The 22,065-nt window shown below is 71.5% G+C and carries 24 protein-coding genes and 2 pseudogenes; 12 read left to right on the top strand and 14 right to left on the bottom strand.

Annotation, left to right across the window (positions count from 1 at the left end):
- Positions 1-4: 4 nt before the first annotated feature.
- The gene (locus N8I87_RS07910; protein ID WP_263206783.1) at positions 5-922 is read right to left on the bottom strand and encodes a DMT family transporter; all 918 of its coding nucleotides are present in this window, start codon (positions 920-922) and stop codon (positions 5-7) included.
- Between N8I87_RS07910 and N8I87_RS07905 the strand changes: the two are divergent.
- Positions 921-2,359, top strand: a pseudogene (locus N8I87_RS07905) (aminotransferase-like domain-containing protein). The gene N8I87_RS07910 and the pseudogene N8I87_RS07905 overlap by 2 nt on opposite strands.
- Here the strand turns inward: N8I87_RS07905 and N8I87_RS07900 are convergent.
- Positions 2,356-2,430, bottom strand: coding sequence for a hypothetical protein (locus N8I87_RS07900; RefSeq protein ID WP_411577367.1), 75 nt, complete (start codon positions 2,428-2,430; stop codon positions 2,356-2,358). The pseudogene N8I87_RS07905 and the gene N8I87_RS07900 sit on opposite strands and share 4 nt — an antisense overlap.
- A 57-nt stretch (positions 2,431-2,487) precedes the next feature.
- Positions 2,488-2,781: a DUF6461 domain-containing protein gene (locus N8I87_RS44305; RefSeq protein WP_411577203.1), complete on the bottom strand. Its 294-nt coding sequence runs from the start codon at positions 2,779-2,781 to the stop codon at positions 2,488-2,490.
- Here N8I87_RS44305 and N8I87_RS07890 point away from each other — a divergent pair.
- From N8I87_RS07890 to N8I87_RS07880, 3 genes are all read left to right on the top strand, one after another.
- Positions 2,704-3,159, top strand: coding sequence for a GNAT family N-acetyltransferase (locus N8I87_RS07890; protein WP_263206780.1), 456 nt, complete (start codon positions 2,704-2,706; stop codon positions 3,157-3,159). The two genes, N8I87_RS44305 and N8I87_RS07890, sit on opposite strands and share 78 nt — an antisense overlap.
- A 119-nt stretch (positions 3,160-3,278) precedes the next feature.
- Positions 3,279-3,872, top strand: a complete 594-nt coding sequence (locus N8I87_RS07885) for a histidine phosphatase family protein (protein ID WP_263206778.1) — start codon at positions 3,279-3,281, stop codon at positions 3,870-3,872.
- A 153-nt stretch (positions 3,873-4,025) separates the two neighbouring features.
- Entirely contained in the window at positions 4,026-4,406 is a 381-nt protein-coding gene (locus N8I87_RS07880; protein WP_263206776.1) for a hypothetical protein, read from the top strand.
- Here N8I87_RS07880 and N8I87_RS07875 read toward each other — a convergent pair.
- Positions 4,388-4,831: a DUF6314 family protein gene (locus N8I87_RS07875; RefSeq protein ID WP_263216349.1), complete on the bottom strand. Its 444-nt coding sequence runs from the start codon at positions 4,829-4,831 to the stop codon at positions 4,388-4,390. The genes N8I87_RS07880 and N8I87_RS07875 overlap by 19 nt on opposite strands.
- Positions 4,832-5,004: 173 nt before the next feature.
- On the opposite strand from N8I87_RS07875, the pseudogene N8I87_RS07870 reads away from it, so the two are divergent.
- Positions 5,005-5,401, top strand: a pseudogene (locus N8I87_RS07870) (alpha-L-arabinofuranosidase C-terminal domain-containing protein); the annotation flags it as partial.
- Here N8I87_RS07870 and N8I87_RS07865 read toward each other — a convergent pair.
- Together N8I87_RS07865 and N8I87_RS07860 are read right to left on the bottom strand one after the other, a co-directional pair.
- Positions 5,388-5,828: a carboxymuconolactone decarboxylase family protein gene (locus tag N8I87_RS07865; protein WP_263206774.1), complete on the bottom strand. Its 441-nt coding sequence runs from the start codon at positions 5,826-5,828 to the stop codon at positions 5,388-5,390. The pseudogene N8I87_RS07870 and the gene N8I87_RS07865 overlap by 14 nt on opposite strands.
- Positions 5,829-5,993: 165 nt before the next feature.
- Positions 5,994-7,145 carry a glutathione-independent formaldehyde dehydrogenase gene (locus N8I87_RS07860; RefSeq protein ID WP_263206772.1) on the bottom strand — a complete coding sequence of 384 codons (1,152 nt, stop codon included), beginning with the start codon at positions 7,143-7,145 and terminating at the stop codon, positions 5,994-5,996.
- Between the two features lie 281 nt (positions 7,146-7,426).
- Here N8I87_RS07860 and argC point away from each other — a divergent pair, with 281 nt between their 5' ends.
- Genes argC through N8I87_RS07835 form a run of 5 tightly spaced genes read left to right on the top strand, consistent with a single transcriptional unit; the run spans position 7,427 to position 12,254 of the window.
- Positions 7,427-8,455: an N-acetyl-gamma-glutamyl-phosphate reductase gene (argC, locus tag N8I87_RS07855; RefSeq protein WP_263206770.1), complete on the top strand. Its 1,029-nt coding sequence runs from the start codon at positions 7,427-7,429 to the stop codon at positions 8,453-8,455.
- On the top strand, positions 8,452-9,603 hold the full coding sequence (gene argJ, locus N8I87_RS07850; protein WP_263206769.1) for a bifunctional glutamate N-acetyltransferase/amino-acid acetyltransferase ArgJ: 1,152 nt from the start codon (positions 8,452-8,454) through the stop codon (positions 9,601-9,603). The genes argC and argJ overlap by 4 nt, the downstream gene beginning before the upstream one ends.
- Positions 9,600-10,514 (top strand): acetylglutamate kinase, encoded by a 915-nt coding sequence (gene argB, locus N8I87_RS07845; RefSeq protein ID WP_263206767.1) that lies wholly within the window; start codon positions 9,600-9,602, stop codon positions 10,512-10,514. Before argJ ends, argB begins: the two co-directional genes overlap by 4 nt.
- Positions 10,511-11,707, top strand: a complete 1,197-nt coding sequence (locus N8I87_RS07840; protein WP_263206766.1) for an acetylornithine transaminase — start codon at positions 10,511-10,513, stop codon at positions 11,705-11,707. Before argB ends, N8I87_RS07840 begins: the two co-directional genes overlap by 4 nt.
- 7 nt (positions 11,708-11,714) lie before the next feature.
- On the top strand, positions 11,715-12,254 hold the full coding sequence (locus N8I87_RS07835) for an arginine repressor (RefSeq protein WP_263206764.1): 540 nt from the start codon (positions 11,715-11,717) through the stop codon (positions 12,252-12,254).
- A gap of 120 nt (positions 12,255-12,374) precedes the next feature.
- Here the strand turns inward: N8I87_RS07835 and N8I87_RS07830 are convergent, their stop codons facing one another.
- The 5 genes from N8I87_RS07830 to N8I87_RS07810 are packed head-to-tail and all read right to left on the bottom strand — an operon-like array spanning position 12,375 to position 17,316.
- A complete protein-coding gene (locus tag N8I87_RS07830) occupies positions 12,375-13,115 on the bottom strand; it encodes an FAD:protein FMN transferase (RefSeq protein ID WP_263206762.1) in 741 nt (246 codons plus the stop codon).
- A gap of 52 nt (positions 13,116-13,167) precedes the next feature.
- Positions 13,168-13,962, bottom strand: coding sequence for an FMN-binding protein (locus tag N8I87_RS07825; protein ID WP_263206760.1), 795 nt, complete (start codon positions 13,960-13,962; stop codon positions 13,168-13,170).
- Between the two features lie 60 nt (positions 13,963-14,022).
- Positions 14,023-15,405 (bottom strand): ferredoxin reductase family protein, encoded by a 1,383-nt coding sequence (locus N8I87_RS07820; RefSeq protein ID WP_263206758.1) that lies wholly within the window; start codon positions 15,403-15,405, stop codon positions 14,023-14,025.
- A gap of 59 nt (positions 15,406-15,464) precedes the next feature.
- Entirely contained in the window at positions 15,465-15,956 is a 492-nt protein-coding gene (locus N8I87_RS07815) for an FMN-binding protein (protein ID WP_263206756.1), read from the bottom strand.
- A gap of 7 nt (positions 15,957-15,963) precedes the next feature.
- Positions 15,964-17,316: a ferredoxin reductase family protein gene (locus tag N8I87_RS07810; RefSeq protein ID WP_263206755.1), complete on the bottom strand. Its 1,353-nt coding sequence runs from the start codon at positions 17,314-17,316 to the stop codon at positions 15,964-15,966.
- Between the two features lie 168 nt (positions 17,317-17,484).
- Between N8I87_RS07810 and N8I87_RS07805 the strand changes: the two genes are divergently transcribed.
- Both N8I87_RS07805 and N8I87_RS07800 read left to right on the top strand, forming a co-directional pair.
- Positions 17,485-18,225, top strand: a complete 741-nt coding sequence (locus tag N8I87_RS07805) for a response regulator transcription factor (protein ID WP_317633555.1) — start codon at positions 17,485-17,487, stop codon at positions 18,223-18,225.
- The gene (locus tag N8I87_RS07800; RefSeq protein ID WP_263206751.1) at positions 18,222-19,724 is read left to right on the top strand and encodes a sensor histidine kinase; all 1,503 of its coding nucleotides are present in this window, start codon (positions 18,222-18,224) and stop codon (positions 19,722-19,724) included. Before N8I87_RS07805 ends, N8I87_RS07800 begins: the two co-directional genes overlap by 4 nt.
- Here the strand turns inward: N8I87_RS07800 and N8I87_RS07795 are convergent.
- From N8I87_RS07795 to N8I87_RS07785, 3 genes are all read right to left on the bottom strand, one after another.
- Positions 19,711-20,412, bottom strand: coding sequence for a L,D-transpeptidase family protein (locus N8I87_RS07795; protein WP_263206749.1), 702 nt, complete (start codon positions 20,410-20,412; stop codon positions 19,711-19,713). The genes N8I87_RS07800 and N8I87_RS07795 overlap by 14 nt on opposite strands.
- 3 nt (positions 20,413-20,415) lie before the next feature.
- Positions 20,416-21,003: a pyridoxamine 5'-phosphate oxidase family protein gene (locus N8I87_RS07790; protein ID WP_263206747.1), complete on the bottom strand. Its 588-nt coding sequence runs from the start codon at positions 21,001-21,003 to the stop codon at positions 20,416-20,418.
- Between the two features lie 135 nt (positions 21,004-21,138).
- Positions 21,139-22,014 carry a hypothetical protein gene (locus tag N8I87_RS07785; RefSeq protein ID WP_263206746.1) on the bottom strand — a complete coding sequence of 292 codons (876 nt, stop codon included), beginning with the start codon at positions 22,012-22,014 and terminating at the stop codon, positions 21,139-21,141.
- Positions 22,015-22,065 lie beyond the last annotated feature (51 nt).

Below are 22,065 nucleotides of genomic sequence, written 5' to 3'. Positions count from 1 at the left end.
CTCCTCACGAACGCGATCGTTGAGTGACGGCGATGCACACGAGCACTGCGGCGGCGGTCAGCGGAGCTGCCGCCGTGAGGTGCTCGCCCAGCAGCAGCACCGACCACACCAGTGTGAGCAGCGGCTGAGCCAACTGCAACTGGCTGGCCCTCGGAATGCCGATGGCAGCCATGCCCCGGTACCAGACGACGAGACCGAGGAACTGTGAGCCCACGGCCACCCACAGCAGTCCGGCCACACCGTGCGCGGTCAGCCGCACCGGCTCGTACGACAGCGCCAGCGCCGCCGCCCCGGCGGAGACCGGCAGACACAGCACCAGTGCCCAGCCGATGACCTGCCAGCCCGGCATGACCCGGGCCAGCCGCCCGCCCTCGGTGTAGCCCGCCGCGCACACCAGCAGCGCCGCGAACAAGTAGCCGTCGGCGGCCGTCAGCGCGCCGCCGCTCTGCTGGACGGTGAAGGCGAGAACGGCGGCCGCGCCCGCGAGGGCCGCCGTCCAGAAGGTGCGGGAGGGCCGGGTGCCCATCCGCAGGGCGGAGCAGAGCGCCGTGGTGAGCGGCAGCAGGCCCACGACGACGGCGGCGTGCGAGGTGGTGGAGGTCTCCAGGGCGAGCGTGGTCAGCAGCGGGAAGCCGAACACCACTCCGGCCGCCACCACGGCCAGCCCCGCCCAGTGCCGGCGCTCGGGCAGCGTGACACGCAGCGCCAGCAGACAGGAGCCCGCGATCACCGCCGCGAGGACGCTGCGCACCGACACCAGCGACCAGGGGCCGAAGCCCTCCAGACCCCATGCGGTGGCGGGAAAGGTGAGGGAGAAGGCGGTGACGCCCAGGGCCGCCTGGACGGTGCCCGGTCCGGAGCGTTCCCGGTGGACGGTGACCGCTATCGGACTCGGTGCGGTAGCGCTACTCTGTGCTCTCATGCACGAGAGTAGCAGCGTCAGTGAATTGGCCAACCAGCTGCGACAAGAACTCGACCGCTACTCACCCGGCGGAAAGCTCCCGTCGAGTCGGGTGCTCGTCGAGCGCTTCCGGGTGAGCCCGGTGACCGTCTCGCGCGCCCTGGCCCAGCTGGCCGCCGAGGGCTTGGTGGTCACCCGCCCCGGGGCCGGCGCGTTCCGTGCCCGCCCGCGCACCGCGGCCGCGCCCGCGGGGGACACCTCCTGGCAGGAGGTCGCGCTCAGCGCCGACGGCTCCGCCGACCTCGTACCGCGCACCGTGGACGCCTCCGGGGTCACGGTCTCGCTGGCCGCCCCGCCGCCCGGAGTGCTGGAGCTCAGCGGCGGCTATCTGCACCCTCGCTGCAGCCCGAGCGGGCGATGGCCGCGGCCCTGGCCCGCGCCGGGCGGCGCCCCGGCGCCTGGGGGCGACCGCCCCTGGAGGGGCTGCCCGAACTGCGCGAGTGGTTCGCGAGGAGCATCGGCGGCGCGGTCGGCGCGGCCGAGGTGCTGATCGCCGCGGGCGGCCAGTCCGCGCTGGCCACCGCCCTGCGCGCGCTCGCCCCGCCCGGCGCCCCGGTGCTCGTCGAGTCACCCACCTACCCGGGCATGCTGGCGATCGCCCGCGCGGCCGGCCTGCGCCCCGTGCCCGTGCCGGTGGATCCCGACGGCGTGAAGCCGGAACTGCTCGCCGACGTCTTCCGCGCCACCGGCGCGCGGGTGTTCGTCTGCCAGCCCCTGTTCCAGAACCCCACCGGCGCCGTGCTCGCCCCCGACCGGCGCGCCGAGGTACTGCGCATCGCCCGCGCCGCGGGTGCCTTCGTGGTCGAGGACGACTTCGTACGACGGCTGGTGCACGCGGACGCGGGCCCGCTGCCGCGTCCGCTGGCCGCCGACGACACGGACGGCGTCGTCGTCCACGTCGGCTCGCTGACCAAGGCGACCTCGCCCAGCTTCCGGGTCAGCGCCCTGGCCGCCCGCGGCCCCGTGCTGGAACGGCTGAGGGCCATCCAGGTCGTCGACAGCTTCTTCGTCCCCCGCCCCCTCCAGGAGGCCGCACTCGAACTGGTCGGCTCACCCGCCTGGCCACGCCACCTACGCACCGTCTCCACCGAGCTCAAGACCCGACGCGACACCCTGACCACCGCGCTCCGCCTCCACGTCCCCGAACTCGCCCTGCCGCACATCCCGTCCGGCGGCTACCACCTCTGGCTCCGCCTCCCCGACGGCACCAGCGAGCCCGCCCTGAACGCAGCCGCCCTGCGCGCAGGCGTCGCGATCACCCCCGGCCGCCCGTACTTCAGCGCCGAACCCCCCGCCGCCCACATCCGCCTGAGCTTCGCGGCGGTTGCCGGGACCGGCGAGATCACCGAGGGGGTACGACGATTGCGGGCGGCGTGCGACGAGGTGCTGAGCCCCTAGAACATCGGGACCAGCCCGCAACTGAACTCCAGCGACTCGAACAGCTCCGGCGTCGGCCGCACCCCCGTGATCCGGTGCGCCGGCGCGAAGGCGGCCTCCGTGTGCAGGTCGAAGTCACGCTCGTCGTCCTACGACGGCTCCGCCGGCGCCTCGACGCCGGTGACGCGCATGGTCGGCTCGGCTCCCAGGTCCCGGAGCAACCGCTCGGGCGCGATCCCCCTGACGAGCGTGCTGCAGTACGCCTCCAGCAGCCCGTCGTATCGCTCGTCGAGCCAGGTGTCGTCGGTGGCGGTCGAGCGGAATCCGTTCGACGCCGACCCGGCCCAGTTGCGAGGATCCCCCGCATGAGCGATGCACCTGACCTGCCCGAGGGCTATGAGTTCTCCGCGGACACCGATCGCGTCGACGTCGACCGCGTCCACCGCTGGCTGTCGACCGACGCCTACTGGGCGGTCGGGCGCTCGCGGGAGAAGCAGGACCATGCGATGGCGGCGTCGTTGAACTTCGGGGTGTACGAGACGGCCTCGGGGGAGCAGGTGGCGTACGCGCGCGTGGTGACCGACCGGGCGCTGTTCGGCTGGCTGGCCGATGTCTACGTCGACCCGTCAGTGCGGGGGAAGGGCATCGGCACGGCACTGGTCGGGGGAATCCGCGAACACCTGCGGTCGTACGGACTGCGGCGCGTCCTGCTCGCGACCCACGACGCGCACGGCGTGTACGAGAAGCTCGGCTTCGCCCCGCTCGAACGGCCGGACCACTGGATGGCGCTGTACTTCGAGACATCCGGCGACGCGAAATAACTTTGATTTCTCCCGACTTGTCCGGCAGATCCTGACCTCGCAGTAAGGATTTGCAAACCTCGGGTAACCGGCATGCAACGCCTCTTGACCTGTGTACTTGCGCGGCAGACCATCTCCGCATGCAACCTCGGGTCACGTTCGTCGCCGCCGCGCGCAGCTCCCCGCTGCTCGCGGAGCGCTTTCAGGACGACCGCCCGCTGGACCTGGCGGGCTGGGCCGAGGTGCAGTACGCCGCGGCGGGGCTGCTGCCCCTGGCCGCGGCCGACCTGCGCTACTGTTCGCCGACCCCGCGCAGCCGTGCGACGGGTGACGCCCTGGGCTACCACCCTCTGGTGCAGCTCGCCCTGCGGGACTGTGACATGGGCCGCTGGCGCGGGTTCACGCTCGCCGAGGCGATGGCCCGCGAGCCGCAGGCGGTGGACGCCTGGCTCGCCGACCCGCGCGCCACACCGCACGGCGGTGAGTCCCTGCTGGCGTTCATCTCCCGGGTCGGCGGCTGGCTGGAGACCCGACCCGCCGACGACGGCGGCCGTATCGTCGCCGTCGCCGAGCCCTCCGTGATCCGCGCCGCCCTCGTGTACGTCCTGAAGGCACCGCCCGCGAGCTACTGGAACATCGACGTCCGCCCCCTGTCGACGACCACCGTCATGGGGCGCGCGGGCCGCTGGAACCTCCGCTTCGACGGCGGGGTCACTCAGCCCATGCGCGCGTAGTCGGCGGACGCCTGGCTCGTCGGCTCGCGCGCCACACCGCACGGGGGTGAGTCCCTGCCGGTGTTCATCGTCGCCGTCGCCGACCCTCCGTCGGCGGGCAGAGTTGCGGTGGGCCAAGGGCGTCCGGGCAGCATCTGTACGACGGCCCGGGGCATGCGGAGCGCCCAGCGGCGCAGGGCGCCGTACCAGCGTCGGCCCGCCGGGCCAGGCCTGCTCACGGCGCCGGCGACGGCCGCCCCGACCGCCGCACTCGCCTTCGCGCCGTACGACGCGGACACCCCGCCTCCCCGCGACGGCGCCGTCCCCCTCCCCCTCCTGGAACCGGGCCCGAAGTGGCTCGCGCACCGGGCCGGTCTGGTCGCCGATCCGGGCGGCGGCCGGACGCCCGGCGCGGTGGCCTGGCTCCCACCCAAACCCACCCCTGACGCCGAACCCGCCCCGGACATCACGTCTCGCGCCGTCCTCGTGTACGTCCTGAAGGCGCCGCCGGCACAGCGCTTCGACGGCGCGGCCACTCAGCCCACGCGCGCGTAGTCGGTCGTCAGCACGAGGTCCTTCGTGGGGCCGGCGACGTGCCACACCGTCCGCCAGTGGTCCGCGTCCCGGACCGTGAACTCGCCCCGGTAGAGGTCCGCGGAGCAGGGGTGGTCGGTGATGTGCCGGCCGGTGGTCAGGTCCAGGTCGTGGAATGGTCGGCCGTCGGCGAAGCGGACGTCCGCGGTGCCCGGCGCCTTTCCGGGCAGGAAGCGCAGGGTCCGCTCGGCGGGACGGGTCACGCCCTGCCAGGTGAACAGGCCGGACTCCTCGTGCAGCAGTCCGCCGCCCTCCAGCGGACGGAAGACGGTGGTGCCCTCGAACCGCCCCTCGTCGCCGCTCGCCAGGTCCCGCACGGTCCGCTCCACCCGCCAGCGTCCGGCGAGATGGGCCAGCACGTCCGGTACGGGCCAGAAGCTGTCCACGCCGCGTGACGCGTGGCGTGGAACGCCTCCTCGTGGCAGCGCATCCATGCCGTCGACCTTACGTCCCCGTGCGGGCCCCGTTGACGTGCTCACACCCCTTCCCTATTTTGCCGTTCGAAGTGCTGATCGCTGTCTGATATTTCGAACGTCGTGAACGATCCGACCGACCGATCGGCACGATCGAGACCGGCCGCACCTACGACATCGACATCAAGGTTCGGGGCCGCCAGGGCACCCTCTACCTCGACGGCCAGGAGTGGGGCAGCTTCGCCGACGACCGGCCGGCCGAGCCGTTCCGCCAGGTCGTCACGCACGACGCCTGACCGGTGAGCTGATCGTCAAGGTCGTCAACGCCCAGTCCTCGGCGGCCCGTACGGCGATCGACCTGGGCGGCGCCGAGGTCGCGCCGTGGGCCCGGGTGACCACCCTGGCGGCCGCGCCCGACGCGGTGAACACCGAGACGTCCACGGCCCTCGCCCCGGTCACGTCCACCTTCACGGAGTCGCCGACCGGTTCACGTACACCTTCCCGGCGAACTCCGTCACCTTCCTGCGGATCAGGCAGAGGTAACCGGGGAGTCGTCCGCGGGCTGCTGTCCCAGCGGCAGCAGCCCGCGCTCGGCGAGGACCTTCTTCGCGACGAACGTGGCGTTGAGTGCCTTCGGGAAGCCGCAGTACCCGGCGGAGTGCAACAGTGCCTCGACGATCTGCTCGGGCGTGAGGCCCACGTTCAGGGCCGCGTTGATGTGCACCTCCAGCTGAGGCTCACAGCCGCCGAGCGCGGTCAGCATGCCCAGCGTCACCAACTGACGGTCCCGGGGAGCCAGTTCGGGCCGGGCGTAGATCTCCCCGAAGCCCCAGGAGACTATCTGGTGGCCGAGTTCGGGACTGATGTCGGCCAGCGAGTCGATGACCCGTCGGCCGGCCTCGCCGTCGACGTCCTCCAGTACCTTCAGACCGCGGGCGAAGCGCTCTTCACGGGTGGTGCTCTCGCTCATGTGGGTTCATCCGTCCCCGACTGCCGCTCGTGGAGCAGTCGTTCGATGGGGGTTCCTGGACAAGAACGGTAGGAGCTGGAGCGCACTCAAGGTCAAGGCGGACGCACGGGCGCACGGGACAGGTGATGTCCCGTGCGCCCGGATCCTTCCTCTGCTTCGTGGGTGCTACGCCGCGAGTGCGTGCTCGGGGTGCAGCACGACCTTGGTGTAGCCCTCGATCCGCTTGTCGAACTTCTCGTACGCCTCCGGCGCCTGGTCCAGCGGCAGTTCATGGGAGACCACGAAACTGGGCTTGGCGCGCTCGGCGATGATCAGGTCGCGCAGCTGGCGGTTGTACTGCTTGACGTTGCACTGGCCCGTGCCCATCTGCTGGCCCTTCTCGAACATCTTGCCGATCGAGACCAGGAGCTGGCCGTGCCTGGCGTTCTCGTCGGGTCCGCCCGGGTCGGCCGGAACGTACAGGCCCGGTACGCCGAGCATCCCGGTGGGCCGGACCGTCATGACGAGCTCGTTGAGGACGATGGCGGGTTCCTCGTGGCTGGCGTCGTGCGCCTGGGCCTGGTACCCGACGGCGTCCACGCCCTTGTCGGTGCCCTCTCCTCCCGTCTGTTCCTTGATCTGCTCGGCCGGGTCGCCCTTGGTGAAGTCGATGGGGATGGCCCCGATCTCCGCCGCCTTGGCGAGACGCTCCGGCACCCGGTCGACGGAGAACACCTTGGACGCACCGCGCAGCAGCGCGGAGTAGGCGGCCATCAGTCCCACGGGCCCGGCGCCGTACACGGCCACGCTCTCGCCGGGTATGACCTTGGCGAGTTCGCATCCGTGGTAGCCGGTCGGGAAGATGTCGGCGAGCAGGATGAAGTCCGTCTCGAACTGTTCACCCGGCGGCAGCTTCAGGCAGTTGAAGTCGGCGAAGGGCACGCGCAGCAGCTCTGCCTGGCCGCCCTTGTACGGTCCCATCGCCACGTATCCGTACGCCCCGCCCGCGAAGCCCGGATTGACCGTCAGGCAGAACCCGGTCTTCCCGGCGAGGCAGTTCTTGCAGAATCCGCACGCGACGTTGAAGGGCATGACGACGCGGTCTCCCTGGGACAGGGACATCACGCCGCTACCGACTTCCTCGATCACGCCGAGGTTCTCGTGTCCGAAGACTATGCCAGGCTCGGCCGCCGTGCGGCCCTCGTACATGTGCAGATCCGAGCCGCAGATCGCGGTGGACGTGACGCGTACGAGCACGTCGTTGGGGTGCTGGATCCGTGGATCGTCCACGTCCCGTACGGCCACGTGGAAAGGCTCCTCGTATACGACCGCTTTCACCTCGGTCACCTCCGCATCGGACTGTGATGACGGCGGCGACGGCGGGCCGCTACCCGGGGGGCACACAAGCAGGCGCGGGCCAACGGTCTGTGCCGTGGCCCCGGGCGCTCTCGCTTTACCGCCGGACACTTCCAGAAAACGCCCCCGCGGTGCCGACCGCAACCTGCAATGAGGGGGTGGCGGGCTCCTGGTTCCGGCGGTCCTGGTGATCTCGGGGCTGATCTCAGGATTGCATAAACGTGCAGCGAAACGTATAGTCATGCCATCCAGAGGAGGGTGACATGGCGGTACGAGCGGCGGTGGCCGGAGCGAGCGGGTACGCGGGCGGAGAGGTCCTGCGGCTGCTCCTCGCGCACCCCGAGGTCGAGATCGGAGCCCTGACCGGCAACTCCAACGCGGGTCAGCGGCTCGGCACCCTGCAGCCGCACCTGCTTCCGCTGGCCGACCGCGTACTGGCGGAGACCACCCCCGAAGCCCTCGCCGGGCACGACGTCGTCTTCCTCGCCCTGCCCCACGGACAGTCCGCCGCCGTCGCCGAGCAGCTCGGCCCGGACGTGATCGTCATCGACATGGGCGCCGACTTCCGACTCAAGGACGGCGCCGACTGGGAGCGGTTCTACGGCTCCCCGCACGCCGGGACCTGGCCGTACGGCCTCCCCGAACTTCCGGGCGGCCGCGCTGCGCTGGAGGGGTCCAAGCGCATCGCGGTGCCCGGTTGCTATCCCACCGCCGTCTCTCTCGCCCTCTTCCCGGCCTATACGGCGGGGCTCGCCGAGCCCGAGGCCGTGGTGGTCGCCGCCTCCGGCACCTCCGGCGCGGGCAGGGCGCCCAAGCCGCACCTGCTGGGCAGCGAGGTCATGGGCTCGATGTCGCCGTACGGCGTCGGCGGAGGGCACCGGCACACCCCCGAGATGATCCAGAACCTGAGCGCGGCCGCCGGGGAGAAGGTCTCCGTCTCCTTCACCCCCACCCTCGCGCCGATGTCCCGGGGCATCCTCGCCACGTGCAGCGCGAAGGCACGCGCCGGTGTCACCGCCGAGGCGGTCCGCGCCGCCTACGAGAAGGCCTTCGCCGACGAGCCCTTCGTCCACCTCCTGCCCGAGGGCCAGTGGCCCGCCACGGCGTCCGTCCACGGTTCCAACGCCGTTCAGGTGCAGGTCGCACACGACGAGGCCGCGGGCCGCATCATCGCGATCAGTGCCATCGACAACCTGACCAAGGGCACCGCCGGCGGTGCCGTCCAGAGCTTGAACATCGCCCTCGGACTCGACGAGACCACCGGGCTTTCCACGATCGGAGTCGCGCCTTGAGCGTCACGGCAGCCAAGGGATTCACGGCGGCGGGCATCGCCGCCGGGATCAAGGAGAACGGCAACCCCGACCTGGCCCTCGTGGTCAACAACGGGCCCCGCCGCGCCGCCGCCGGCGTCTTCACCTCCAACCGTGTGAAGGCCGCGCCGGTGCTGTGGTCCGAGCAGGTGCTGAGGAGCGGCCAGGTCTCCGCCGTCGTCCTCAACTCCGGCGGCGCCAACGCCTGTACGGGGCCCAAGGGCTTCCAGGACACCCATGCGACCGCCGAGAAGGCCGCCGAGGTGCTGGGGCGCGGCCCCATCGAGGTCGCCGTCTGCTCCACCGGCCTCATCGGCGTCCTGCTCCCGATGGACAAACTGCTCCCGGGCGTCGAGACGGCCGCGGCGGCCCTGAGCGAGCACGGCGGCGAGAAGGCCGCCATCGCCATCAAGACCACCGACACCGTCCACAAGACCTCCGTCGTGACCAGGGACGGCTGGACCGTCGGCGGCATGGCCAAGGGCGCGGGCATGCTCGCGCCGGGCCTCGCCACCATGCTGGTCGTCCTCACCACCGACGCCGACCTCGACGTCGAGATCCTGGACAAGGCGCTGCGCGCCGCCACCAAGGTCACCTTCGACCGCGTCGACTCCGACGGCTGCATGTCCACCAACGACACCGTGCTGCTGCTCGCCTCGGGCGCGGCCGGGGTCACCCCCGGCTACGAGGAGTTCGCGCAGGCCGTACGGGACGTGTGCGACGACCTCGGCCAACAGCTCATCCGGGACGCCGAGGGCGCCAGCAAGGACATCAAGGTCGAGGTGATCAACGCCGCGACCGAGGACGACGCCGTCGAGGTGGGCCGCTCCATCGCCCGCAACAACCTCCTCAAGTGCGCCATCCACGGCGAGGACCCCAACTGGGGCCGCGTGCTGTCCGCCATCGGCACCACGCGGGCCGCTTTCGAGCCGGACCAGCTCAATGTCGCCATCAACGGCGTGTGGGTGTGCAAGAACGGCGGCGTCGGCGAGGACCGCGAGCTGGTCGACATGCGCTACCGCGAGGTGCACATCGTCGCGGACCTGGCCGCCGGCACCGAGACCGCCACCATCTGGACCAACGACCTGACCGCCGACTACGTCCACGAGAACAGCGCCTATTCGTCATGAGCACCACGCGAAAGCACACCGCACTGCCCAAGGCGCAGACCCTCATCGAGGCGCTGCCCTGGCTGGTCCGGCACAACGGCAAGACCGTCGTGATCAAGTTCGGCGGCAACGCCATGGTCGACGAGGAGCTGAAGGCCGCGTTCGCGCAGGACGTGGTGTTCCTGCACCACGCCGGCCTCAGGCCGGTCGTCGTGCACGGCGGCGGCCCGCAGATCAGTCGGGCGCTCGACCGGCACGGCATCGTCAGCGAGTTCAAGGCGGGCCTGAGGGTCACCACCGAGGACGCCATGGACGTCGTACGGATGGTGCTGGCCGGGCAGGTGCAGCGCGAGCTGGTCGGGCTGCTCAACCAGCACGGCCCGCTGGCCGTCGGCCTCACCGGCGAGGACGCGCACACCATCACCGCCACCAAGCACCAGCCCGAGATCGAGGGCGAACTGGTCGACATCGGGCGGGTGGGCGAGATCACCGAGATCGACACGGGCGCGATCGAGGCCCTGCTCGCCGACGGCCGCATCCCGGTCGTCTCCTCCATCGCCCGCAGTCAGGACGACGGACATGTCTACAACGTCAATGCTGATACGGCGGCTGCGGCACTCGCTGCGGCACTGGGCGCCGAGACCCTCATGGTCCTCACCGACGTCGAGGGCCTCTACGAGGACTGGCCGGACTCCGACGAGGTGATCAGCCGCCTCACCGCCGCCCAGCTGGAGAAACTCCTGCCGGAGCTGTCCTCCGGCATGGTGCCGAAGATGGAGGGCTGTCTGCACGCCGTACGCAACGGCGTCAACACCGCCCGTGTCATCGACGGCCGGGTCCAGCACTCGATCCTGCTGGAGATCTTCACGGACGAAGGCATCGGCACGATGGTCGTGCCCGACGAGAAGCCGGACGAACAGGGGGAATCATGAGCAACCAGGAACTGACCGCGCGGTGGCAGGGCGCGCTCATGAACAACTACGGCACTCCCCGGCTGCCTCTCGTGCGCGGCGCGGGCGCGAAGCTGTGGGACGCCGACGGCAAGGAGTACCTCGACTTCGTCGGCGGCATCGCGGTCAACGCGCTCGGCCACGCCCACCCGGCCGTCGTCGAGGCCGTCAGCAGGCAGATCGCCTCCCTGGGCCATGTCTCCAACCTCTTCATCGCGGAACCGCCCGTCGCCCTGGCGGAACGCCTCCTCGAGCACTTCGACCGCGACGGCAAGGTCTTCTTCTGCAACTCCGGCGCCGAGGCCAACGAAGCTGCCTTCAAGATCGGCCGGCTGACCGGGCGCACCCATATGGTCGCGACCCAGGGCGGCTTCCACGGCCGTACGATGGGCGCCCTCGCGCTCACCGGCCAGCCCGGAAAACAGGAGCCGTTCCTGCCGCTGCCCGGGGACGTCACCCACGTCCCCTACGGCGACGCGCAGGCGCTGGCGGCCGCGGTGACCGAGGAGACCGCCCTCGTCGTCATCGAACCCATCCAGGGCGAGAACGGCGTCGTGGTGCCCCCGGCCGGCTATCTCAAGGCGGCCCGCGCCATCACGGCGGCCACCGGGTCCCTGCTCGTCCTCGACGAGGTGCAGACCGGCATCGGGCGGACCGGCAACTGGTTCGAGTACCAGGCGCACGAGGGCGTCCTGCCCGACATCGTGACCCTGGCCAAGGGCCTGGGCGGCGGGCTGCCGCTCGGCGCCACCGTCGCCTTCGGCCGCGCCGCCGAACTGCTCCGGCCGGGCCACCACGGCACGACCTTCGGCGGCAACCCGGTCGCCTGCGCCGCCGGACTCGCCGTCCTCGACACCATCGCGAACGAGGGACTGCTCGAGAACGCCAAGCGGCAGGGCGAGAAGCTGCGGAACGGAATCGAGTCACTCGGCAACCCGTTGATCGACCATGTCCGGGGCGCGGGCCTCCTGCTGGGTATCGTGCTCACCGAGCCACTCGCGCCGCAGGTGCAGCAGGCGGCTCAGGAGGCCGGATTCCTGGTGAACGCGCCCGCCCCCGACGTCGTACGGATGATGCCACCGCTGAATCTCGCCGACGACGAGACGGACGCCGTTCTCCAGGCGCTGCCCGGCATCCTCGAAGCAGCGAACGGGGACGGACGAGCCGGGGAATGAGACGACCATGAGCCAGGCGCAGGACCATGAGCAGACCGCGGGGCCCGCAGTGCCGCAGACCCGCACCGCACGCCACCGCCGGATCGTGGACATCCTCAACCGGCAACCGGTGCGCTCACAGAGCCAGTTGGCGAAGCTCCTCGCCGACGACGGGCTGAGCGTCACCCAGGCGACGCTGTCCCGGGATCTGGACGAGCTGAACGCGGTGAAGATCCGCAACACCGACGGCGAGCTGATCTACGCGGTGCCGAGCGAGGGCGGCTTCCGCACGCCGCGTGCCCCGCTGGGGGAGTCGGCGAAGGAGGAGCGGATGCGGCGGCTCTCCCAGGAGCTGCTGATCTCCGCGGAGGCCTCCGCCAATCTCGTGGTCCTGCGGACCCCTCCGGGGGCTGCGCAGTTCCTGGCCTCCGCCATCGACCAGGCCGAGCTGCACGACATCCTGGGGACGATCGCCGGTGACGATACGTTGCTGCTGATCAGCCGGGATCCGTCCGGGGGACAGGCGCTGGCGGAACATTTGCTGCGGTTGGCTCAGAACGGCCATTGAGGGGGTGGTGGCCGGTAGTGGCGGACTGCGGGTAGTGGGGGCTGGTCGCGCCCCGCGGCGGAGCCGCAAGTCGATACCGCCCCGCGCCCCTTGGTCGGATGCCCTTGGGCTTCCAGTCAGTCACCCCAGCCGTGTCGCCAAGCCCCCCGTGCAGCGGACCTCGTCGCCCGCTGTGATCAGGAGGGCCTCCACGTCGGGGAGTGACTCCAGCCATGCCAGGCCCTCCCGTGCACCCATCGCGAACGCCGCCGTGGCCCAGCAGTCCACCCACGTCAGCCGAGGGCCCACGACGGTGACCGCGACCAGGTCCGTGACCGCCGACTTGCCCGTCCGCGGGTCCACGATGTGCGCGCCGCGTTCCGCCGTACCGGACGTGGCGACCGCCAGCTCCGACACCCCGGTGGAAGAGATCACCGCCGCCAGCCCGCCTGGCCGCAGCGGATCCGACACCCCCACCCGCCACGGCCGGTGCGGCTCCGGCGCGCCGAGCATCTGGACGTCCCCGCCGCCGTTCACGCTCACGCCGCTCACCCCGGCCGTTTCCGCGATCAGCCGTGCGCAGCGCTCCGCGGCCCAGCCCTTGACGATCCCGGTCGGATCGAACCGGCCCCGGTAGCGCATGCTGAACCAGCCGTCGCTCAGCCGCTCCGCCTCGGCACCCAGCTCCAGCACCTGAGCGACCTCGGGATCGCAGGCGGCCACGGTCAGCTCGCCGCGGGCCAGCCGGGACACCTGACTGTCCTCGCGGTAGGTGCTGAACACCTCGTCGACCCGGTGCAGCTGGGCGACCGCCTCGTCGAGGGCCGCCTGTACGGCATGCGGTTGCCCGCCGCGGACGTCGAAGGAGAAGACGGTCCCCATGACCTCCTCCGCCCGACGCACCGCGGCGGGAGCCTCTGACTCGGCCACGGCCTCAGCCACCGGCCTGGTCCAGCGCGGACTGCAGCGACTGCTTGTAGCCGGTGCTCGTGTAGGTGGCGCCGGAGACCGAGTCGATGTTCGCGTTTCCGGCCGCCACCGCCTCCTGGCTCAGCTTCGGCACCGCCTGTGCGGTCTTCTGGTCGCTGAGCCCACCCTTGGGCGCCTGCACCGCCTCGGCCTTGGTGATCTTGCCGTTGGCGACCGTGATACGGACCTGGACCGGCCCGTACTGGGTCTGCGCGACCTGCCCGGTCACCGTCTTCGTGGCCTGCGCGGCGCCGCCCGACCCGGAGGACGAGCCCGACGATCCCGCCGAACCCTTCGAGCCGCCCGCCGCCTTCATCTTGTCCAGCGCCGACTGCAGTGACTTCTTGTACCCGGTGCTCGTGTACGTCGCCCCGGACACCGAGTCGATGTTCGCGTTCTGCGCGGCCACGGCCTCCTGGTTGAGCTTGGGCACGGACAGCGCGGTCTTCTGGTCGCTCGTGCCGCCCTTCGGTGCCTGTACCGCCTCGGCCTTGGTGATCTTGCCGCTGGCGACGGTCAGCCGTACCTGGACGACCCCGTACTGGGTCTGGGCCGCGTCACCGGTCACCGTGCCCGTCCCGGCGGCCTGTGCCCCGCCCTGGGGCGACTCCTGGCCGGCCGCCGTCTGCTGCGGCGCCGCACCCGCCGCCGACGCCGAGGCGGGGTCCGTCGACGGCTTCAGCGACAGCAGCAGGACGACACCGGAGACGGTGGCCGCGGTGGCCAGCATGATGCGCCGAATGGGGTGGCTCTTCCGCATCTCTTCTGAGCTCCTGATTTCCCGTCGAGTTCCCGTGGAGGTTCCGTGGTTTCCCGTCGCTCACATCTCGAACGACTCGTGATGGATGCGGCGGGCGGGGACCCCCGCGCCGCGCAGTGCTTCGAACACCTGCTGCGCGAACCCGGGCGGGCCGCACATGAAGACGTCGTGCCGGTCGATGTCCGGGATCTTCCGCTGGAGGGTGTCCGCGGAGATGTCCGGCCGCTCGCCCTCCGGGCTGTTCACGGCGTACATCAGCCGGGCACCGCGCTCCTTGGCGATGGCCGCCAGCTCGTCCCACAGGGCCAGGTCCTGGGTGGTGTTGGCGCGGTAGAGCAGGGTCAGGTCGCCGGCCGCGCCGGGCAGCGTCTCGAACAGGGCACGCATCGGCGTGATGCCGACGCCACCCGCGACCAGCAGCACCTTGCCGCGGCTGCGGCGGGAGGCCGTCATGGCGCCGTACGGGCCCTCGGCCCACACCTTGGTGCCGGGGCGCAGTTCGCGCAGCCGGGCGCTGTGGTCGCCGATCGCCTTCACCGTGATCCGCAGCATGTCCGGACGCGGCGCCGCCGACAGCGAGTACGGGTGCGAGCTGAACCGCATGCCCGGCGCCAGGAACCGCCACCGGAAGAACTGCCCGGCCTCCGCGCCCATCCGGTGCAGCTTGCGGCCGCCGATGAGCACCGACACGATGCCCGGCGTCTCCTCGATGACCGCCTCGACGCGCAGGCGGTGACGCAGGTTCAGCCGGATTGGGGTGAGGATGCGGTACCAGAGCACCAGCGCGGTGACCGAGCCGTACAGCCCGTACCAGAAGGTCTTCGCGGCGGGTTCCAGAGCGAAGTCGTTGCCGGTGGTGATCTGGTGCCAGAACGTCAGGAACACCGCCGCGTAGGTGAACACGTGCACGTGGTACCAGGCGTCGTACGCCAGCCTGCGGCGGACCACGCCGATCGAGGTCAGCCCGATGACCACGAACAGACCCGTGCCGATGGCGGCCTTGCCCATGTCCGGCAGCTGGGTGATGGAGTCGATGGTCTGCTGGACTATGTCGCCGAGAGACTTGCCCGCCTGGAGCGCATAGCCCCACATGGTCAGGAAGATGTGCGCGAAGACCAGGCAGAGCGTGTAACGGCCGCTCATGGCGTGCCAGCGGGCCACCCGGTCGGAGCCGACGCGCCGCTCCAGGGCGGGCACCCGGGCCATCTGCAGTACGACCAGCGCCATGAGGTAGCCGGCCAGCAGACCGGTGATCCGGCCCGCGTTCAGGATCTTGCCGTTGTCGTCGGCGATGGACGGTGTGTTGTGCCACCACAGCCACAGCACGGCCGCTGCGCCCGCCCACACGGCGATCAGCAGCGGGACGGCCGGGGAGCGGCGCGGGCGGATGCGGCGCATCGTCTGGCGGCGGGCGGCACGTCCGCCTGCGAGCGTGGTGGTCACGGTTCCTCCGTGGGGACTTGACCCTTGGCCCACTGATACGTGCCTCGGCTTCGGTGTGTTCAGACTCCGGCCGAGTCCAAGGCGGACTGGAGCGACTGGCGGTATCCGTCGCTCGTGTACGTCGCTCCGGAGACCGTGTCTATCTCGGCGCTCTGCGCGGCCAGTGCCTCGCGCCGCAGCTGGGGGATGGCGTAACTGCTGATCTCCTGGTCGTGCGGATTCTCCTGCGGGTAGGCGACGGCGGTTACGTTTGTGAGCTTGCCGTTCTTCACCGTGACCCGCACCTGGACGGGGCCCCAGCGGGTCTGGACCGAGTCGCCGGTGACCGTCTTCTTGCCGGTGGTCGACCTGCCGGTGGAACCGCTGGAGCCGCCGGAGGACCCGCCGGCCGACGCGCTCGCGCTGCTGGACGGCACGGGCGACCGCGTACCCACCGCCAGGGCCGGGCTCGTGTGCGGCTTCAGCGACAGGAGCAGCACCATCCCGGAGACGGTGGCGGCGCTCGCCAGCACGATGCGGCGCAGGGGGCGGCTCTTCTTCAACGCGTGCACGGGGGCCTCACAGCTCGAACGATTCGTGGTGGATACGGCGGTCCGGCACACCGGCGGCGCGCAGCGCCCGGTACAGGTCCTGGGCGAAGCCGTGCGGACCGCAGAGGTACACGTCGTGCGCGGCGATGCCGGGAACGGCCGCGCGCAGGGCGTCGGCGGTGAATACCGGGCGTTCCCCGTGCGCGCCGTTGAGCGCGTACAGCACCCTCGCCCCGCGCCACTGCGCGATCGCCTCCAGCTCACTGCCCAGCGCCAGGTCCTCGGCCGTGCGGGCCCGGTACAGCAGCGTGACCTCACCGGGCAGCGTCTCGAACAGCGCCCGCAGGGGCGTGATGCCCACGCCGCCCGCGATCAGCAGTGACTGGTGCGCGCTCTGCCGGTCGGCGGTCAGGGAGCCGTACGGCCCCTCCGCCCACACCCGGGTGCCCGGCCGCAGCAGGGACACCGCCGCGCTGTGGTCGCCGAGCGCCTTGACGGTGATGCGCAGCAGGTCGGGCCGGGGCGGCGCGGACAGCGAGTACGGCGTCGACGCCCAGCCCATGCCCTGCCCGAAGAAGCGCCAGCGGAAGAACTGTCCCGGCCGCGCCCCCAGCTCCGCCAGCCGCCGCCCGCGTACGACGACCGAGTACACGCCCGGCGCCTCCCGGTGCACGGACTCCACCCGCAGCCGGTGACGCAGATTGAGCCGCACCGGCACGAGGACCCGGAACCACACCACCAGGGCCGCGACGCCCAGGTACAGCGCGTACCAGGCCGCCGTGGCCACCGGCTTCCCGTTGAAGTCGTTGCCGAGCGCCAGCTGGTGGCCGAAGGCCAGGAAGACAGCGGCGTAGGTGAGCAGGTGGACGTAGTACCAGAACTCGTGGCTGGTCCGGCGGCGCACCGCCCGCGCCGAGGTGATGCCGACGGCGAAGAGGACCACCGTGCCCGCGGTGGCCTTGAGCATCTCCGGGTAGTCGAGGATCACCGTGACCGTCTCGTGGACGATCGAGGCGCCGTCCTGGGCGGCGTACCCGGCGAGGATCAGCACGATGTGCGCGACCAGCAGGCAGACCGTGTAGCGGCCGGCCATCGCGTGCCAGCGTGCCACCCGGTCCGAGCCGATCCGCCGCTCCAGGAGCGGCACCCGGGCCATGAGCCCGACGAGCACCGCGCAGGAGTACCCGCACAGCAGCCCGGCGATCCGCCCGGCGCCGGTCAGCCAGCCGGCCGTACCGACGACCGAGCCGGTGTCCGTCCACCACAGCGCCACCACGGCCGCCGCCCCGGCCCACAGCAGGGCGAGCAGGGGACCCGCGGGGGAGCTGCGGGGAACGGGCGTCACGGCCGGCGCCGCCCGCCGCTCGTACAGGGTGGTCATGTGTGGGCCCTTTCTCCCGGGTGCTCCCGTCCGCCGTGCCACTGTGCTGCGTGAACCTCTGAGGGAGCTCTGAGACGGCGCCCTGTGGGCCCACTCACAGGAAACTCAGAGCCACAGGGGTCACCCGCGGCCGCCGGGAGGAGCGATGCTGTAGACGCGATGAACGCGATGAACACGACCCGCTCCGGCCGGCCCGCCCTCACCCGGCCCGACGGCACCCCGCTGCGTGTCCTCGTCGTCGACGACGACCCGGACCTCGCCGAGGTGCTCACCGGCGCCCTGCGCTACGAGGGCTGGGAGGTGCGCGCGGCCGGCGACGGCGCCGGCGCGGTGACCGCGGCACGCGAGCTGCTGCCCGACGCGGTGGTCCTGGACGTGATGCTCCCCGACACCGACGGCTTCGCCGTGCTGCGCTCGCTGCACGAGGTGAAGCCGGACGTCTGTGTGCTCTTCCTCACCGCCCGGGACGCGGTCGAGGACCGGATCGCGGGGATCACCGCGGGCGGTGACGACTACGTCACCAAGCCGTTCAGCCTGGAGGAGGTCGTCGCCCGGCTGCGCGGACTGCTGCGGCGGGCGGGCATGGCCCGGCAGCAGGAGGAGGGGCCGCGGCTGGCCGTCGGCGACCTGGTCATGGACGAGGAGGCCCGCGAGGTGACCCGGGCCGGAGAACTGATCGAACTGTCCCCGACCGAGTTCGAGCTCCTGCGCTTCCTGATGCGCAATCCGCGCCGGGTGCTCAGCAAGGCGCAGATCCTCGACCGGGTGTGGTCGTACGACTTCGGCGGCCGTGCCCATGTCGTCGAGCTGTACATCTCGTATCTGCGCAAGAAGGTGGACGCGGGCCGCGAGCCCATGATCCACACCGTGCGCGGGGCCGGGTACGTGCTGAAGCCGGTGACCAGGTGAGACTCCCGAGGTGGCTACGGCGCCTGCCCCGGCCGCGTACCCTGCGGGCCCGGCTCACCGTGGGCCTGGTGGTGCTGCTGGCGGTGAGCTGCGCGGCGGTCGGGCTGGCCGCGGTGGTCGGGCTCAGCGGCTTCCTCACACAGCGCCTCGACGAACAGCTCGTCCAGGTCGGCAACCGGTTCCCGGCGAGTCTGGAGCACAGCGGCCGGCTGCCGGACGATCACGACGGGGACGAGCACGGCGACACCCGCAGACAGGCCACGGGCACCTTCGGCGCCCGCCTGGTGAACGGCGAGGTCACCAACAAGGGACTGGTCCGCTCCGGGGACCTGGCCGTGGACCTGAGCGTGGATCTGACCGGCACGGACCAGAAGCGGCTGGCGGCGGTACCGGTCGACGGCAGGGCCCACACCGTCCACCTGTCCGCCCTGGACGACTACCGGGTCGTGGCGTCCCGGGGCCTGGACCGCGATGTGCTGGTCGTCGGCCTGCCGCTGGAGCCGGTGGAGGCCACCGTGCACCGGCTGGAACTGCTCGCCGCGATCGTCTTCGGCCTGGCCCTGGCCGTCGCGGGCGTCAGCGGGGCGCTGTGGGTCCGCTGGTCGCTGCGTCCGCTCAGCCGGGTCGCGGCGACCGCCACCCGGGTCAGCGAGCTCCCGCTGGCCAGTGGCGAGGTGGCGCTGCCGCCCCGGGCCCCCGAGGCCGACCCGCGCGGCGAGGTGGGCCGTGTCGCCGCCGCCTTCAACCGCATGCTGGGCCATGTCGAGGACGCGCTGACCAAGCGGCATGCCAGTGAGGAGCGGCTGCGCACCTTCGCCGCCGACGCCAGCCATGAGCTGCGTACCCCGGTCGCCTCGGTCCGCGGCCACGCGGAACTCGCCCTGCTGCACCCCGGGCCCGTCCCGCCGGAGGTGACCCGGGCCCTGGAGCGGATCGCCGCCGAGTCCTCCCGGATGGGCGAGATGGTCGACGACCTGCTGCTGCTCGCCCGCCTGGACGCGGGCCGCCCGCTGGAGCGCCGCCCCGTAGACCTCACGCACCTGGTCCTGGACGCCGTCACGGACGCCAGCGCGGCCGGCCCCGATCACCGCTGGACGCTGGAGCTGCCGGAGGAGCCGGTGACGGTGACCGGCGATGCGCATCGTCTCCAACAGGTCTTGGCCAACCTGTTGGCCAACGCGCGTTTGCACACACCTGTCGGCACAAAGGTGACGGTGTCCCTGGAGACGGAGGGCGACACGGACGGCAGCAGGACGTCGACCCTGAAGGTCCACGACGACGGCCCCGGCATCCCCGAGGACGTCCAGCCCGGCGTCTTCGAACGCTTCACCCGGGCCGAGCACCGCCGTCGTACGGACGCCTCGGGCGGCGGCGCCGGACTGGGTCTGTCGATCGTGGCGGCGGTGGTGGAGGCGCACGGGGGGAGCGTGGGCCTGGAGAGCCGCCCCGGGGCGACGACGTTCTCGGTGCGGCTGCCGGTGGCGCTCAGTACCGGGTGATCGCCGTCGTCCCGGCCGTCGTGCCGATCGCGATGTGCGGACGCGCCTTCGGGTCGGCCCACTTCAGGATGCGCCGCATCGCGTCCGCCGGCACCGACACACAACCCGCCGTGGCCCCGCTCCCGTTGATGTGCAGGAAGATCCCGGCTCCCCGCCCGCGCACCGGACGCGCGTAGTTGAAGCCGATGACGAGCGCGTGGGCGTACTGACCGGCGTACGAGACGAGGTGCTCGGACTCGGAGGCGCGGCAGTCGGCCGGGAGGGGTTCGGTCCAGCGGTTGTACGAGCGCGACGCGTTGTCCTGGCACCACCACGAGTTCTCGTGCACCGGCCGGTAGGTGACGGACGTACCGCTCGGGGCCGCGGCGATGCCGAATCCGAACGGCAGGTCGTACAGCCCCGTCGGCGTCGTGTACGTGCCCTGCTTGCGCGACGCCCCCTCGGCGAGCCCCCTCGCGCCGAAGCGGGCCGGTGCCGAACCCGCCTGCACCCACTGTCCGCTCCGCAGGTCCCACCAGGTGACCGTGCCCGACGTCGAGGCGGTGCCCGCCGCCTGAGCCGTGATCAGCTGGGTGCCGCCCCCGGTGTCCGCCATCAGGGCGGGCAGCGGGGCGGACGCACCGGTCGGTGCGAAGCCGAGCGTGAGGAGGGACAGGGAGGCGAGGGTGACCACGACACCGGGGCGCATGGCTCAGACGGTAGAGGGCGGGAGCGGCAGCGGCAGCCCTGGTAGGCCATCCAGGCTAGTCGCCACGTGTTCCTTCCCCTGGAAGTAGTCGCTCAGCGATGCGTCGTCCTCGCGCGCGAAGCGCTTTCCATGCAGATCGCGGTCCGCGTCGTAGGTCATGAAGGGCACCGCGTATCCACAGGTGTCCCGGACAAGTTCGGCGTGTACGACGATGATCGCGCGCAGGCCGTGCGGGGTGGGGTCGATGCCGGGGAAGCGGGACAGCAGTTCCCCGAACCGGGCGTCGTCACGGAAGACGGCCTCGCCCCGCCCGTGCACCCGCACGATGTTCGGCGGGCCCTGGAAGGCGCACCACATCAGGGTGATCCGGCCGTTCTCCCGCAGATGCGCGATGGTCTCCGCGTTGGACCCGGCGAAGTCCAGATACGCCACGGTGTGCTCGTCGAGCACCGCGAAGGAGCCCTTGAGGCCCTTGGGGGAGAGGTTGACCGTGCCGTCGCCGGACAGGGGCGCGGTCGCGGTGAAGAAGAGGGGCTGTTCCTCGATGAACGTGCGGAGCCTGCCGTCGATGCGCTCATAGGTCTTTCCCATGGCCAACGATTATCGGGAGAGCCGTTTCGGCTGTCTAAGGATTTGCCGGGTCACTGATCGCGCTCCGGCGGTGGTCGGCCCACCGTGGCCGCCCCGGCCGGAGGGAGCACGGGGCGGCCACAGAGGCCTGTCACCTCACTTCGTGAGCGTGCAGGCGGCCAGGGAGTCGAGGCCCGTCGGCTTGGCGGCCGTACGGCCGATGGAGATGGCGATGCGGTCGATCGTCGAGGCGCGCTTGCCCTTGAGGGGGCTGAGGATGGCGTTGTTGACGAAGTTCGGGCCGCCCTGGCCCACGGTGTCGACCAGGCGCTTGTTGGCTTCCTGGATCTGGGTCTGGAGCAGGGCGAGGTTGCGGTCGACCTCGGCCTTGGCGGACGCGGGGATCGCCGGGAGCTTCGAGGCCACGTCCGGGCAGCTGATCGTGCCCACGGCGGCGTTGGCGTTGTTCGTGCCGCCGGTGGACCGCTGCGCGCCCGGGGTGGCCGTCGCCTGGTTGCCCGCGGCGCCACCGCCCGTGTTGGTACCCGTGTTCGCGCCTGCGTTGGAGCCCGTGTTCGCGCCGCCCGCGTTCAGCGTGCACGGTGCCAGCGCGTCCAGGCCGGTCGGCTTGGCGGCCGTACGCCCGATCGCCGTGGCGATGCGGTTGACGGTCGCCACGCGCTTGTCCTTGAGGGGGCCGAGGATGGCGTTGTTGACGAAGTTCGGGCCGCCCTGGCCCACGGTGTCGACCAGGCGCTTGTTGGCTTCCTGGATCTGGGTCTGGAGCAGGGCGAGGTTGCGGTCGACCTCGGCCTTGGCGGACGCGGGGATCGCCGGGAGCTTCGAGGCCACGTCCGGGCAGGTGATCGTGCCGGGGCTCGCGAGGGTGCGGGCGTTCGTGGCGCTGTTGCTCTTGGAAGGCGTCCCGGCGAGGGCGGAGCCGGCGATCACCGCGCCGGACAGCGCAACGGCGGCAGCGCCACCGATGACGGCCACGCGACGCTTGTTGTACTTCGGAAGAGCCCTGGACATGCGGATGCCTCACTTGGGTCAGGAGTGGGTGTGCGAACGCGGCGTCGGCGT

Source organism: Streptomyces sp. HUAS 15-9 (genome assembly GCF_025642155.1).
GTDB lineage: Bacteria > Actinomycetota > Actinomycetes > Streptomycetales > Streptomycetaceae > Streptomyces.
The sequence above is the reverse complement of the archived record's forward strand: the minus strand, read 5'-3'. Positions and strand labels throughout refer to the sequence as shown.

Coding starts and splice junctions, on each gene's coding strand:
- argB (WP_263206767.1), top strand. CDS start 9,600: ATGAGCACCACGCGAAAGCACACCGCACTGCCCAAGGCGCAGACCCTC.
- N8I87_RS07785 (WP_263206746.1), bottom strand. CDS start 22,014: ATGTCCAGGGCTCTTCCGAAGTACAACAAGCGTCGCGTGGCCGTCATC.
- N8I87_RS07805 (WP_317633555.1), top strand. CDS start 17,485: ATGAACACGACCCGCTCCGGCCGGCCCGCCCTCACCCGGCCCGACGGC.
- N8I87_RS07890 (WP_263206780.1), top strand. CDS start 2,704: ATGAGCGATGCACCTGACCTGCCCGAGGGCTATGAGTTCTCCGCGGAC.
- N8I87_RS07795 (WP_263206749.1), bottom strand. CDS start 20,412: ATGCGCCCCGGTGTCGTGGTCACCCTCGCCTCCCTGTCCCTCCTCACG.
- N8I87_RS07790 (WP_263206747.1), bottom strand. CDS start 21,003: ATGGGAAAGACCTATGAGCGCATCGACGGCAGGCTCCGCACGTTCATC.
- N8I87_RS07910 (WP_263206783.1), bottom strand. CDS start 922: ATGAGAGCACAGAGTAGCGCTACCGCACCGAGTCCGATAGCGGTCACC.
- N8I87_RS07885 (WP_263206778.1), top strand. CDS start 3,279: ATGCAACCTCGGGTCACGTTCGTCGCCGCCGCGCGCAGCTCCCCGCTG.
- argC (WP_263206770.1), top strand. CDS start 7,427: ATGGCGGTACGAGCGGCGGTGGCCGGAGCGAGCGGGTACGCGGGCGGA.
- N8I87_RS07880 (WP_263206776.1), top strand. CDS start 4,026: ATGCGGAGCGCCCAGCGGCGCAGGGCGCCGTACCAGCGTCGGCCCGCC.
- N8I87_RS07825 (WP_263206760.1), bottom strand. CDS start 13,962: ATGCGGAAGAGCCACCCCATTCGGCGCATCATGCTGGCCACCGCGGCC.
- N8I87_RS07865 (WP_263206774.1), bottom strand. CDS start 5,828: ATGAGCGAGAGCACCACCCGTGAAGAGCGCTTCGCCCGCGGTCTGAAG.
- N8I87_RS07810 (WP_263206755.1), bottom strand. CDS start 17,316: ATGACCACCCTGTACGAGCGGCGGGCGGCGCCGGCCGTGACGCCCGTT.
- N8I87_RS07835 (WP_263206764.1), top strand. CDS start 11,715: ATGAGCCAGGCGCAGGACCATGAGCAGACCGCGGGGCCCGCAGTGCCG.
- N8I87_RS07840 (WP_263206766.1), top strand. CDS start 10,511: ATGAGCAACCAGGAACTGACCGCGCGGTGGCAGGGCGCGCTCATGAAC.
- N8I87_RS07830 (WP_263206762.1), bottom strand. CDS start 13,115: ATGGGGACCGTCTTCTCCTTCGACGTCCGCGGCGGGCAACCGCATGCC.